Source organism: Solibacillus sp. FSL R7-0682 (genome assembly GCF_038005985.1).
Lineage (GTDB): Bacteria > Bacillota > Bacilli > Bacillales_A > Planococcaceae > Solibacillus.
Genome location: NZ_JBBOUI010000001.1, coordinates 125,980 through 141,176 on the forward strand (window position 1 = coordinate 125,980; position 15,197 = coordinate 141,176).

The window sequence follows — 15,197 nt, forward strand, 5'->3', positions numbered from 1 at the left end:
AGAATACAATTGTTAAAAACGCATTTTACAGTAATTGCGTAAAATGCGTTTAATAATTCAATCTTTATTTTAAATTCATAGTAAATTCTAAACCATTTTTATCTAATTCATATTTCACAACGGGTTGTGAATTCATTGTTGAAACAAATACTATATCTTGTACCAATACACTTGCCTTAATTAATTTTTTAAATTTATTAATCAATTCCTGACATTCTGAGGAACAAAGAATATGAAGGTCAATATATTGTTCAATTGGATAATTCAACTTTTTACGGTTATCTTGGATACAGCGAATAAAATCACGGATATGTCCTTCATCAACCAGTTCACGTGTTAATTGAGTACACAATAGTACAGTTAAAGTTCCTTCTTTGGCGAGAGTATAACCATCCTTCACGTGTGTTTCTGTTAAAACGTGTGTGTTGTCTAATATAAAGCGTTGGCTAGATATCTGTACCTCCAATTTCCCTTCTCTTATTAATGTTTCTTTTTCATCTAATGATATATTTTCAACATAGTTTTTCAGATCATTTACATGTTTTCCAAATACAGCACCAGCTGTTTTAAAGTTTAGTTTTAATGATACATCTGCTAAACCAGCTAAGTTTTCTGTCCAGTGTATTTTCTTAACATTTAGTTCATCTTGAATAATGCTTTGATATGCATCGAAATGTCTGTTCGAACAAATAACCATTTCAGCTAAGGGCTGTTTTACTTTTAGACTTTCAGCATTTCGTATACTACGGCCAAGTTCAACGATTTTGATTACATCTTTCATTTCATTTTCAAGACTGTCATTTATTACTACTTTGTTTGGTTTTGGATAGTCCTGTAAATGAACACTTTCATCATGCAATTGCATATAAATATGTTCAGCTATGAATGGTGTAAAAGGTGCTAATAACTTGCAGACTGTACTGAGTACTTCATGTAATGTATTAAAAGCTGCACGTTTATCTTCTGAGAAACCAGAAGCCCAGAAGCGTTGTCTGGATCTACGGATATACCAATTACTTAGATCATCAATTAACTTGGCAATTTCACGACTTGACTGTGTAAATTGATAATCATCCATGAATGTTGTTACTTTAAAGATTGTGCTATGAAGGCGTGATAACATCCATTCATCCATCTTTGTTTGTTTTCCGGGTAGAGTTGAGTTGAATTTATATCCGTCAATGGACGCATATAAATGATAAAAACTAAAGGTATTTTCAAGTGTATCTAAAAACTTCGACTTAGCTTCCTGTACAATTTTTGTTGAAAATCGTTTAGGGTTCCAAGGTGAACTGTCTACTAGCAAAGCCCAACGTAATGCATCTGCGCCATAATCATGCATTAATTCTAAGGGGTCTAGAGCATTCCCCTTACTTTTCGACATTTTTTGCCCATGTTCATCTAAAACATGTCCTAATGATAAAACGTTTTTATAAGGTGCGCCTCCCGTATAAAGCGTCGAAACAGCTAACAAACTATAGAAAAAACCTCGAGTTTGATCAATACCTTCAATAACTACATCTGCAGGAAACTGTTTTTTGAATACTTCTAGTTCAAATGGATAGTGGTGTTGAGCAAAGGGCATAGAACCACTGTCGAACCACACGTCTATTACTTCTGATGTACGCTTCATCTCATGTTGACACTCAGGACATCTACAGATCACTTCGTCTATATATGGTTTATGCAATTCTAAGTTTTCTGGGAGAGATTTCATTGCTAAGCTTTTTAATTTTTCTATACTTTCAGGTGCTTCTTCATGTCCACAAGATGTGCAAATCCATACATTTAAAGGAGTCCCCCAGTAGCGATTTCGGCTAATATTCCAATCGACTACATTTTCAAGGAAATTTCCAAATCGACCTTCTTTAATATGTTCTGGATACCATGTTACAGTTGCATTATTTTCAAGTAGTTTGGTTTTTAGTGATGACATTTTGATAAACCAACTATCATTTGCATAATAAAGTAGTGGTGAATCACAGCGCCAGCAATATGGATAGCTGTGTTCATACTTTTCTTTATGGAAAAGTAAATTTAAATCTGCTAATAGCTTAATAATTTCAACATCACAATCTTTTACAAAGTGACCAGCTAAATCGGAAACCGCATCAGTATATTTGCCTTGCTGATTTACCACATTGACAAACGAAAGATTATTTTGAGTTACAGTTCGATAGTCATCTTCACCGTATGCAGGCGCAATATGAACAATACCTGTTCCGCTTGATTCAGTTACATAGTCAGCCATTACTACGATATGACCTTTTTCTATTTTTACATAATTAAATGGAGGGTGATATGCAACACCTTCAAATTCAATTCCTTTGTGCTCACTAATAATTTTAGCTTCGGAGTCAAGGACCTTTGACACAAGAGATTTTGCTACGATATATGTTTTTCCATTTAGTTCAGCTTTTACATAGGTTAAATCTGAATGCATGGCAAGGGCAACATTCGCTGGTAATGTCCATGGTGTTGTTGTCCAGCCAAGGAAGAACTCATTACAATCTGTACGTTTAAATTTTACAGTTGCTGATAAATCCTTAACATCTTTATAACCCTGTGCTACCTCATGTGAACTTAATGATGTTTGACAACTAGGACAGTACGGTGATACTCTATGGCCTTTATAAAGTAACTTGTCTTGATGTACTTTACTAAGGATATTCCATACACTTTCGATATACTCATTACTTAAGGTTAAATAGGGAGAATCCAAATCTACCCAATAGCCTAATTCTTCTGTAAATGCACGCCAGATTTTCTCGTATGTGAATACACTTTCTTTACATTTTTCAACAAACTGTTCTATGCCATAACTTTCAATTTCTTGTTTCCCGGAAATTCCAAGCTGTTTTTCAACGCCTAATTCAACAGGCAGACCATGAGTGTCCCAACCAGCTTTACGTTCAACTAAAAAACCTTGCATCGTTTTATAACGAGCAACAACATCCTTAACAGTTCTTCCTAAAGCATGTCCTACATGTGGCAATCCATTAGCAGTCGGTGGCCCTTCATAAAATACAAACGGTGTGCTTTCTTGACGATTTTTAATGGATTTTTCAAAGATATTTGATGCATTCCAAAACAGTCGAATTCTTTGTTCTCTTTGTTGCATTGTTTCTTTTACCATAAATATATCAATTCCTCCTATACCATAGTGTATAAAAGGCATACAAAAAACCCCGTCCCAAGTAAGGGACGGGGTTAACCGCGATACCACCCTAATTCTATTGAAGCCGATCCAATAGCACTTAGCAACGTACAATCATACGCGTTCTTTTTAACGGTAGACACCCGGGTTCGCTTACTGATTTCAGCTAACCTTCTCAGAGAGGATTTTCATGTAACACTTGAACACTGACTTTCACCAATTTATCAGCTCTCTGGGGAACAAGACGAAACATTACTTTTTCTCTTCAACGAATTTGTATGCTTTTATTAAAGGAATCGTAACAAATGCGGAATATTTTGTCAATTATATAAAATTTGTATTTAAGAAGAAACCATAGTAGACAGATGTTCCGAATCCAAAGGTACACTAAGACAATGTCATTATTTTTCAATTTTTATGGAAAATTATAATAAAAAACAATATACTTTATAAAAAAAGAAACGTACGTTCTGTATGGTTTTACCATAAATTGTGAAAAGGATGATGAATAATGCTACCCTTCTTCCCAACTCCATATCCAAATGAATTGTTGTATTCAGCCATTTCCCGTTATCATTTTTACAGTGGAAATATTGATTGTAAGGACACCTTAGAAGAGTTGTTTGGCAGTCGTTCTGTAATACCGAGTGTGGAGATTGGTAGTTATTTTTCCGTCTTGGCTGAGCAAATAGGATCGCAGTATTCCGTTGAGTCCCTTTTAGCTCATCATACGATTTACCCCTACTATGCTTCATTTTTATCGGAAGCTCGGCAGCAAGAGATATTGCAGGACGTATTAGAAGATGGACAAGCTTTATATACAAGACTTGGTATTGTAGCCGGAAGTATTTGCCGAAAGGATGGTCTATATTATTGTGCTGAATGTGCTAAGGACGATAATGCGCAATATGGTGAACCATATATTCATAGAGAGCATCAGTTACAAGGCATCAATTATTGTCCAAATCACGAAATCCCATTGCGCCAATATCCGATTAAAAGTGATAGCCGAATAGCATATGTCCGTTTTGAAATGAGACATATGAATTTAACAGCCATTTATGAAGTGGATAACTATAAGGAAATTGCTGTTGAAATCGCAAAACAAGCTTATCAATTACTACAACTACCACTACATGAACTTTCGAGGGAAGTTGTAAGTACGAAATACAGAAGTTTATTGAGAGTGCGTAATTTAATTACAGCATCTAATCATGTACGTCAGAAAGAACTGTATAAAGTTGTAGCCTCCTCCTTTCCATCAGGTTTTCTTCAAGAATATGAGAGCGAGCTAAATGAATTTGATGAGTACAACTGGTTGAAAGTATTAACACGTAATTCAAAGCGACATGTACATCCGTTACGTCATTTGTTTTTATTGCACTTTTTACAACAAAATATTTCAGAGTTTGCGCAATTAACAACAGATCAAGGTACATTTGGTGCTGGTCCATTTCCTTGTTTAAATAAAGCTGCATTACATTATAAGCAGTTTGTAATTCAAGATGTAGATGTATCAAGGGATTATAAAACTAAAAATTTAATTGGTACATTTACATGTTCATGTGGGTTTACTTATGCAAGAAAACAAGCGACAGATATGTTCGAGCTTGGTCGAGTGAAAGCTTTTGGCGAGGTTTGGCATCAAAGGTTAAATGAATTATCTAATGACACATTAAGCATCCGAGCTATGGCGCGAGAATTAGGTGTTGATTCGAAAACTGTTAAAAAGTATCTAGAGCAACCATTAAAGGAATCGGAACTACAAATATGCCCTATTCCAACCTCACAGTTACTCTTATACAGAGCTGAATTTATTGAGATTATGCAAAATAATCCTCAATTTAGTCGCTCACAATTACGTAAAGCATATCAAAAGCAATTTATGTATTTATATAGACATGATAAACAATGGTTATTTAATGCCTTACCACCAACTCAAAAGCGCAGAAATGATGTTAAAACCGTTGATTGGAATAAAAGAGATAAAGAGTATTCAATGAGAATAAAAGAGATATATGAACAATTACGAGCGTCTAAGAAGCCGATTCGAATTACCTCATCTATTTTGGGGAAACGGGTAGGAATATTAGCCAATTTGGAGAAACATCTAGAAAAGTTGCCTATTACAAAAAATTTGTTAACGCAAATTACAGAAAGTGTACAGGAATTTCAGATACGTCGTTGTTATAAAGTGATTGATGACATGAAACGTGAGGAAGTCGAAATAAAGCTTTGGCATGTTCAGCGGCTGGCTGGAGTAAAATCAAAGGATTTTAAAAAGATTCAACCAATATTAGTAAGGTATATAGAAAAGGAACTGGGTGGAATTGATGAGCGACAAAGGTATAAAACTTAAAGATTGGCCATTTGATAAAGGTGCACGTGTAAAATTAGAGTGGATCGGTGCGCCTTTTAGAGACGAAAAAAAGGTTGTGTTGCCAGTTTATTTTAGTGGAAAAGTTAGTGGCTATTATACAACTGAAAAGTTAATAGTTGATTGGACTACACTAACTTCTTTAATAATCCAACATTATTACATAGATGGAGTCATTACGCAGCCTATTTCACCTAATCAAACTGAAGAAATTATTATCACCATAGAGCCAAATTGTGTTGGATATTTTGAAAGAGACTATACAATACATAAAACAAACTATATAGAAAGATCGCAAACTTTCGTTATCAAACATAACCGAGAACGTTTGAATTTACCATTAATTGAAGTAATGAGAGGGATAATTGCACCGAATGCGTTCCTTCTAAATCGCATCTTTGAAATGAACTCGTTCCCGTTATATTTTACAGAGGAATATGAACCTGATTTATTACGATTACATTTTACATCTTCATATAATGCAAAGTATTTAAAGAACGAGTACTTGCATCACTTAGTTTGGTTGTTAATGACCAATCCTGTTCGTAAAGTTTATGAAAGTATGGCTAGTAACTTTCAATTTAATAACTCTATTAGGTTTGATTGGCCATTTCAAACACCGATTAAATTGAAGTTACGTGTGAAAAAAACGGCCACAGGATATACAGTTTTAAATATTAAATCGATGCTAGAAAAAGAACTACAGGTTTCTAATTTAGAAATTACTCATCCTAGCCTTGTACGTCAGGAAAAATCGAATGAGCCAAGAAAACGTATAATTCTCCCCCTTTCCAATTCAGGTGATTATGAAGCCGATGCAACAGTTGATGGACGTACAAATGAATTTGATGAGGTAGTAACAGATATTTTAACTCATGAGTACACAGATGCTCTATTGATCACTAGACAAAGAACGGTCTCAACTAAACAACGTGACGGAATTGATGATAATACAAAAAAGACAGTAAAAGTAGATAATAATAGCCGTTCAATGGGGGATATTGGCGGAACAAATATATTAAGAGGCTTAGAAGTAAAGTCTTTACAAAATACATATGTTAATGGTGAATTAGCGGACTTTAAAGATGTATTAAATGAGTTATCAAGAGCTTATTTTGTAGAAAGTGTGGAGGCATATGTTGGTGAGTTAACTGACATACGAGAGCGTTCATTTGCGTTTTTAGATGATGGCATTACTCCTAGAAAGTATATAGTGGCTTATGTAAAACTAAGGAATGGAAAAGAAGTGGCATTGTTAGAACTTGAACGCGCTGGACGTAGTGTTTCTACTTTAATTATTACATCCTTAGATGGTTCAAATATTAAGTTGCATATTGAACCATTACTAAAATACATTATATTCAGCTCAGGTAGTTGGTTAAAAGAAGGTTTAGTTAAATGGGAAAAGAGCCTAGCAATTTATAAAGTAAAGCACACGAGTAACTTTAAAAATTTGGTCTTCAATAAAATCTCTGACGTTTAATAGATAATCCTTTTAATACACTTAAACTTTAATTATAATTAAAGAAAATCATTTTTTATTGTGATTTTATCCATGAAATGCAAAGGGGATTGGTTTATTGATGAAAAAGTTTCGTTTGTCAGAAGAGCTAAGTGAAAGCATTGTTGATGGAATTATCGAAGGGTATAAGGATTATTTACGTGTAAGAAAAGAAGCAGCGCGTAATTTAAAAGTTCATGGTGCTTATGCATGGGTAAAAGGAAATCATATTGATCACCACGTGGCAGTTCAATGTGAAAAATTAGGGGTAGAAAGTAAGCTTTCAAAAGCTGGGGTTACATGGCAGTATTTAAAATTCAGTGTTGATGATATCAAAACACTCTTTTTGATTAAAAATGCACGTTATTTTGATCCAGAAGCTGTTGATAGAGGTAAAGATACGTATGGACGTTCTAAAAGTAAGAAATCAGCTTATATGGAGGAGTTTATAAGTATTAATGAAGATGTAGAGTTTCCTAGTAAGACTAATAAAACTCCAAGTGGACAATCACGCCAGTTAGTATTGTTTGACGAGCTACCCTTCGCTTCTTTAACGAATGAAGAAGTATCAGAAATAGCTAAACAGTATGACAGGTTTTATATTGTTACTTATGAAATTGATGACGAATTTTTAATTAACGCTGTTAATTTATGGATGCCTAATCCATTAGATAATAAAGCGTATTTGGTTGAAGACTTATCTGACCATATCAATACTAAAACATCTCATATAATTGAAATGGAAGAACAAACTAAAGCAATATTACAAAATTCAACTGAAATGCCTGATGCAAGTTTATATGATATTGAAATTGTTGAAGATGATATCGATGAAGCAACTGGAGAAAGTTAATATCGAATTAAGAAAGGAGCTACTAATTTGTTTATTGGTAAAAGCTTAACTAATATCCGAATTTTAAATGAGCTAAGCCGTTCGCAGTTAGCTGAAGAATTGGGTATTACAGAACAAGCTGTTTGGCAATATGAAAATGGTTATGTGTCTCCTAAATTAGAAGTAGTAAATAAGATGAAAACTTTATTTAAAGTTAAATCAGCTTATTTTTTTAGGGAAGATTTATTAGAGAACAATCAACCAGAGAATATTCGCATCGAAAGAATTGCCTATCGTTCAGAGTCAATCAATACAGCAATGAAGACTCAAAGTGAACTAATGCATGTAAAGTTTTTAGATGCATTTATAAAGAAAATAGGTAAAAAAATAAAGTACCCTAAAAACGAAATATTGTCATTACGACAAAAGGTATTAGAGTATTTAAATTCTAATCAACAGGCTGAACGTAATCTGCAAATTCGTCATATAGCAGAAATGGCTAGAAAACATATTAATTTGTCAGAGGATAACAATAAAAACTTTTTATTTCATTTAGAAAAATCAGGTGTGTTTATTTTTGAAAAATCTATTGGCGAAACGATTGATGCATATAGTTTATGGACAGAAGATGATATTCCGTACATTGTATTAGGGAATATAAAAAAATCAGCAGCACGTCGGAACTTTGATTTGGCTCATGAACTAGGACATTTATTATTACATTATAAAACAGAATTTAATATGCTTGATAAACCATCTTATAAATTAAAAGAAGATGAGGCTCATTTATTTGCTTCGGAGTTTCTTATGCCAAGAAAAGCGTTTACTGAGGATATTTTAAAAATCAGTAAGGTATCCAACCCTGATGCATATAAAGAATTAAAAGAGAAGTGGTTAGTTTCGTTACAAGCTATGGCTATGAGAGCTAGAAACTTGGAATTAATTACGCATCAACAATTTCGCTATTTTTTTATGTCCATAAATAAAAATGGATATAGAAAAGAAGAACCGTTAGATACTATTCTTACTATCGAGAAGCCAATGAAAGTAAGAAGTATACTTCAGCTAATTCTGGATAAGAAGATAATTGATCTAGAACAATTAACAGAGGAATTAAAAGTAGATATAAAGTTTGTAGCAAGTATTACTGGTATTGAAGACGAATTTTTTGCAAAATATCTTGAAAATAACCAGCAAAGATTTTCAATTAATGATTTGAAAATCATTAAATAATGTAGAACTTAGAAGACTGTTATTCAGAATTGAATGCAGTCTTCTTTTTATTTTGAATATGTCTCGAATATTTTATTGGCTAAGTCGATGATTAATTTTACTTCTATATCAGATTTTAATTTTAATTGCTCAGCAAACATATGTATAAGCTGCTCAGATTCAATAGGCAATTGCTTCATAGGTGATTCTAATTCGAAAAGATCTTTTGCGTTAATTTCCAAACCAACTGTAATTTTTTCTAATGTTTGTAATGTGATATTTCTATCTCCACGCTCTACTCCCGCTAGGGGGGGGGTTGTAAATCATAGTGCTTGGGTTGAACGAATAAGGTGAGAATGCTGCAACATTATAGGTTAATAAACTATATTGCTTGTATTTGTTAAGCTAAAACTGAGCCACTAACGCAATTGAAATGAGAGCCACTTTATACCAAACTATTCCTAACTGTAAATAGTTAGGAGGATATAGAGGTGATTCCTTTGAAAAAGAAGCAAGAAGTATTATTAGCTTATCATAAACACAATATGAGCCAGCATCAAATAGCTTTAAAGCTCAAAATGTCACGAAATACTATAAATATATTGAACAAGATTTAGCAACAAGGCAGAAGGATACAAGAAATCTACCTATTACAGATAACTACTTAACGCCTCCGGCCTATAAAAAAGAAAGGAACGAAGAGACTGTACGTAATTTTGTACAGCGTGAAGAAAAACGAACAAAAGAAGTATTTATTCGCCAAGAGCCGACTGCTGGACGTGAAATTGAATTCGATTGGGGCGAAGTGAAGCTTTATATTGATGGGAAACTGAAAAGTTTTTCTTTAGCTGTATTTACGCTTCCTTTTAGTAATTACCGATTTGCCTAGCCACCACCGGTTCACTCCTTAGGATTACTATAATCTAAAGGAGTGTTTTTTTATGCCTAAAAGAGCTAGGGTATCTAAAGTTGAAAAATGGATTAAAGAAGGTAGAGGCTCTGGAGTAGGAGGTTGTCCAAATCTGTTGCCATTCCAATTTGAAGATCATTGAGTTGCATATGCAACCCAATGATCTTATTGAACTTTTAACGGAGCAGTTTAATTGAACAATGGACACATAAATCGCTTGAGCAAGTCCCACGGGGGTTTCCTTTAGGGGCGCATATGAGTCTTTTGGTATATTCATTTCCTAAATGTGTTATTTATTATAAACAGTTCGGCATTGTTACTTTTGAGTAATAAAATGTAGAATTGAAAAGGTTTTAAAGTCAATAAATTATAGGAGGAAATAAATTTGCTTAAGAAAATAGTAGCTCAAATGATCGTTTTGACAATGTTCATTGGGTTTATTCCTTTTGGGAATTTTGCAAGTGCAAGTGGTACTAAACAACAGTCCACAAAAAATGTACTAGAAAAAATAGAAGTGTTAGAGGCACGTACAGAAACCTCAAAAACGTATAACAATCATGACGGTACCTTTTCAACAGAAATCTATGAGGCACCGATTCATTTTAAAGGGAATAATGGCAGCTGGAAGGAAATTGATAATGACCTTCAAAAGCAAAAGGTCAATGGTAAAGGCCAGTTCAAAAATAAGGACAATAACTTTGTTGTCACGTTTGATGAAAAATTAGAAGATGACACGAATCATGTACAAGTGACAGAGAACCAATATACCCTCGATATGGGCTTAAAGGAAATTCAACAAAATGGTGAAGTAATACTTGCCAATGAGGTTGTAGGGGTTGCTACAGAGAATCAAATTCAGTACACGGATGTTTTTGAAAATATTTCGACTACATACTCTGTTGGAGAAAACTTTGTAAAAGAAGATATTATTATTGATAAAAAGCCTGAGAATGGTTTGCCACAAAGCTTTTCGTATCAACTGTCGCTAGAAAATATGACCTATGAACAAATCAATAATCAAATTTATTTGAAGGATGCGTCTTCGGGTGAAGTGGTTTATGTCATTGAGGCACCGTTTATGTATGATGCTTTTGAACCCGCAGGATTCCAATCGATTGATGGGGTAGACGCGATTCCAGAAGAAGCGAAATCCTATGATATTACGCTTCAAACACGTAAAGAAAACAATTCCATATGGATCGATTTAATCCCGGATTCAGCTTGGCTACAGGGGGAAGAACGTCAATTTCCAATTGTCATTGATCCAACCATTATACGCATCCAAGGAAACTCAAAAATGGTTGATACAACGATTCGTAAAAATTTCCCAACGCAAACAGGCGGAAATGATACTGAATTGGGGACTGGCACGGCAACTGATGGTAATATTGTGCGCAGCTTAATGAAATTTGATGTTTCACCAATTCCAAAATATAGTGTGATTTTATCTGCTGATTTAAATTTGTATTTATCTTCTAGCAATTCACCAAATCCGATTGATTTAAGCTTGCATTCAATGAAGCGTTCATGGGATGAAAATACAGCAACATGGAATAACTATGCGACAGCTGGTAAATGGACAGCTGTAGGTGGGGATTACAATACAGCAGCACTTTCAACAGTTAATGGTATTTCTTCCGTTCCGAGTAAGGTAGAAGACGGGTTAAAAAGATGGGCACTTCCTACAGATTTAGTAAGAGATTGGGTTGTCAATTCAAATACGAATTTAGGTGTACTATTAAAGAGTACAACAGAAGGTACATTGATTTATAAAAAATTCATTAGTAGTGAAAGCACAACAAATCCCCTTGCTTATAAACCGAAGCTCGTGGTCACATTTAAAACACCGAACCGACTAGGCTTAGAAGGCTATTGGGATTATGCGTCACATAATCTTTCAAATGGATCCAATTACGTCAATTTAGGCACAAATAATAATATCATCCAATATACCGATTTCAGTTTATTCAACTATGCCGATTTCGGATTGGATTTTACAAGAACGTATAATAGTAAGGATTTTGAAAAGTCAGATTTTGGATATGGGTGGAGCTTTACAGGTTCTCAAAAGCTTTATATCGGGACAAATGGTAGCGATATTGATTATAAGGATGCAGATGGGACGGTCCATGTGTTTGAATGGGACGGAAGCAATTATGTTGCCCCAGCTGGCAATTATGATCGTTTAGAAAAAGTGGATGCGATCAGTTATAAGTTAACAACGCAAACGGGTTATACAACTACATTTACAGTAAGAGAAAATTCAACGGATACAGATGTAAAAGTAGCGTATATAACGACGCAATCAGATCGAAACAGCAATACCATTACGTACTCATACAATACGGTGAATCAGCTTACTTTCATTACTACGAATTTAGGGACTCAACTGAAATTTAATTATGATGCAGACGGGTTTATTTCAAAAATTAACTTAAATAATCAAGAGATTACCTACGCCTATACAGATGGGAATTTAATAAGAGTAGTTGTGAAAAAAGATGCAACTACGACAACAGCTACCTCATTCTATTATACGACGAATGGGCAATTAACAAAAATCATCGATAGTAATCAAAAAACGATGCTTTACGAATATAATAATGAGTGGGATTTAATTTCTGTAACAGAACCATCTTTGGAAGGACAAGTAACTTCCATTACCAATTATGCATTAAATCGAACAAACATTCCTCAAGTGATGACGGTTACAAGCCCGGAAGGTTCCATTACACAATATGAATTGAATGATAACTACGTTGCGGAAAAAATAATCGATGCTTCAGGTGAAACAACAACTTATAAGTTAGACAAGAATACTTATAATGTGTTAACTGAAACGGTAGGTTATGCAGATGGCTCTTCATACAAGAAAGATTATAATTATGATTCAAAAGGGAATGTGTTAAGCACAACAGATTCAAAAGGTGTAAGTGAGTCATTTATGTATGATCAATTTAGTAATGTTTTAAAGCATACGGATGCTAAAAATCAAATAACGACCAATACGTATGAAAATGGCAATTTAAAAACAACGACGTCACCGAAGGGGGAAAAAACTTCCTATGCATATGATACACGGGGCGATTTAAAGTCCATTACGTACCCTTCAGGGAAAATGGATTCATTTGACAATGATTATTCAAAGGATCAAAAACGGACTGTGCATACAGACGTTGAATTAGGTATTACGACGGAAACGATTACTGATTTTAATGGCAATATGACATCTTATAAAGATGGAAAAAATCAACTAACGACGTATGATTACAATTTAAAAAATGAATTAATCAAAGTAACAGACGCCAATGGGATAACAAACTACAAATATGATGGGAACGGGAATTTAGTAACAGTTACAAATGCTGCGGGCAAACAAACGAGTTTAGAATACAATGAACAAAATGCAGTGAAAGAAGAGAAAAATGCAGAAGGAAAGATAACAAAATATCACTATAATGCTGATGGTGAATTAACCGAGGTAGTTAAAGCGGATAGAGCTGTCATTGGATATACGAATGATGAAGAAACACAAACGTCAGTTGTGAAAATTAACAATGTTAATCAGTTTACAACTAAAAAAGATAGTTTAATTACAACTGTGACAAACCATACGTTAAATAATCAAAAGGTAACATACACGGAATCAGAAAATGGCTTGTTACAGCGTATTGACTTTAGCGCGCCTAAAAACAATGCTATTACGTACGGTTATAAAAATGAAGAATCATTAGAAACGATTCAGTTTGGTACAAATACAATCAACTATACACCAGATGAAAATGGACAAACAAAGAGCCTATCTTTAAACGAAAAAACAATTGCCAACTTTACACTGAATGCCAATGGTTTACCAAAAACGACTACACTCGATAACGGGGCATCGGTTACCAATGACTATATTGGAAATGAGACATTACTAAAAACACAAACATTTAAAACAACGAATAAAAGCGATACACATACGTATGACTATGATGCGAATAAGCAAATCACACAGGTCACAAGCAATGCAGGGACAGTTAAGTATTCCTATGATGCATTAAATCAATTAAAGCAAGAGCACTCGAGCAATGGCGTAACGATCGATTACACATTCGATCATGTAGGAAATCGTTTGTCGAAGTCAATCACGCAAAATGGTGTTACTACAAAAACGGATTATAAGTATAACGATGCCAACCAAATGACAACGGCCGGCGCGATGAATGTTGCCGTCGATGTCAACGGCAATGTGACAAATGACGGGCGTTATGAATACGTGTGGAATGCATTTGATCAATTAACACAAGTGAAAACATTAGCTGGCGCAACGGTGGCAACGTATAAATACGATGAAAACGGTCGCCGTATATATAGTAACGTTAATAGTAAAGACACGTTCTATCGCTATGACGGGACAAGTAATCACGTATTATTCGAGGAAGATGCAAGTGGCAAGATAACAAAATCCTACACATATGACGATAAAGGGCATCCTCTAACAATGACGTACGATAGTGTAACTTACTACTATCTAACAAACTACCGAGGGGACGTGCTCGCCTTAACAGATGAAAGCGGGACAATCGTCGCTGAGTACACATATGATGCATGGGGCAATATTTTAAAGCAAGAAGATTTAGATGAGAAAGCTAAAGTAAATCTATCAGAGGAAAATCCCTACCGTTACGCTGGCTATCGATATGACGAGGAAACGAAGCTTTATTATTTAATGGCGCGATATTACAACCCGGATACAGGGGTATTTCTATCACTAGATCCTGTACGAGGCGATACAATGAATCCGATTACGCTGAATGGGTATAGTTATGCGAATAATAATCCACTGATGTTTGTGGATCCCAGTGGGGAGTATTGGAAAAATGCTTGGTGGAATAAAAAAGCTTTTCTATCTAAAACAATAAATGCAGTATTATTTATCGCTTCTGTATCTTTTGGAGGAAGTGTTGCTAAAATCTTGGCGAGCTATTCCAAAAAACAATTAAGTGCAGCTAAACGTGTTATTTTTGCGAATAATATAAAAAAATCATTAATTAGAAAGGGGATATCAGCAAAAATCACTGGTTATATAGTTTCTGCATTAACAGCAGCTACTAACATCGCAGGATTCTATACCGACCCTGGAACATCTATTTTTAAGTTTCTAGATAGGAGAGATAAGTACCCTAGAAATGGATATTTTAATGGATTTTAGTAAAAACCCTT

Annotated in this window: 6 protein-coding genes, 1 pseudogene and 1 other annotated feature; of the genes and pseudogenes, 6 read left to right on the forward strand and 1 reads right to left on the reverse strand. The window is 34.4% G+C overall.

From position 1 onward, the window contains the following. Positions 1-64: 64 nt before the first annotated feature. Positions 65-3,136, reverse strand: coding sequence for an isoleucine--tRNA ligase (gene ileS / locus MKZ17_RS00670; protein WP_340721898.1), 3,072 nt, complete (start codon positions 3,134-3,136; stop codon positions 65-67). A gap of 61 nt (positions 3,137-3,197) precedes the next feature. Beyond that, positions 3,198-3,435 (reverse strand) — a binding site (T-box leader). A gap of 233 nt (positions 3,436-3,668) precedes the next feature. Between ileS and MKZ17_RS00675 the strand changes: the two genes are divergently transcribed. The 6 genes and pseudogenes from MKZ17_RS00675 to MKZ17_RS00700 all read left to right on the forward strand — a co-directional run bounded on the left by MKZ17_RS00675 (position 3,669) and on the right by MKZ17_RS00700 (position 15,186). Beyond that, the gene (locus tag MKZ17_RS00675) at positions 3,669-5,516 is read left to right on the forward strand and encodes a TnsD family Tn7-like transposition protein (RefSeq protein ID WP_340721899.1); all 1,848 of its coding nucleotides are present in this window, start codon (positions 3,669-3,671) and stop codon (positions 5,514-5,516) included. Further along, positions 5,491-7,017: a Tn7-like element transposition protein TnsE gene (locus tag MKZ17_RS00680; protein WP_340721900.1), complete on the forward strand. Its 1,527-nt coding sequence runs from the start codon at positions 5,491-5,493 to the stop codon at positions 7,015-7,017. Before MKZ17_RS00675 ends, MKZ17_RS00680 begins: the two co-directional genes overlap by 26 nt. 100 nt (positions 7,018-7,117) lie before the next feature. Next, on the forward strand, positions 7,118-7,888 hold the full coding sequence (locus MKZ17_RS00685; protein ID WP_340721901.1) for a spr1630 family ClpXP-sensitive toxin: 771 nt from the start codon (positions 7,118-7,120) through the stop codon (positions 7,886-7,888). Between the two features lie 27 nt (positions 7,889-7,915). After that, on the forward strand, positions 7,916-9,100 hold the full coding sequence (locus MKZ17_RS00690) for a spr1629 family repressor/antitoxin (RefSeq protein ID WP_340721902.1): 1,185 nt from the start codon (positions 7,916-7,918) through the stop codon (positions 9,098-9,100). Positions 9,101-9,579: 479 nt separating this feature from the next. Then, positions 9,580-9,965 (forward strand): annotated as a pseudogene (locus MKZ17_RS20540) (IS21 family transposase); the annotation flags it as partial. A 409-nt stretch (positions 9,966-10,374) separates the two neighbouring features. Next, entirely contained in the window at positions 10,375-15,186 is a 4,812-nt protein-coding gene (locus tag MKZ17_RS00700) for an RHS repeat domain-containing protein (RefSeq protein WP_340721903.1), read from the forward strand. Positions 15,187-15,197: the final 11 nt, after the last annotated feature.

Coding starts and splice junctions, on each gene's coding strand:
- MKZ17_RS00675 (WP_340721899.1), top strand. CDS start 3,669: ATGCTACCCTTCTTCCCAACTCCATATCCAAATGAATTGTTGTATTCA.
- MKZ17_RS00680 (WP_340721900.1), top strand. CDS start 5,491: ATGAGCGACAAAGGTATAAAACTTAAAGATTGGCCATTTGATAAAGGT.
- ileS (WP_340721898.1), bottom strand. CDS start 3,136: ATGGTAAAAGAAACAATGCAACAAAGAGAACAAAGAATTCGACTGTTT.
- MKZ17_RS00685 (WP_340721901.1), top strand. CDS start 7,118: ATGAAAAAGTTTCGTTTGTCAGAAGAGCTAAGTGAAAGCATTGTTGAT.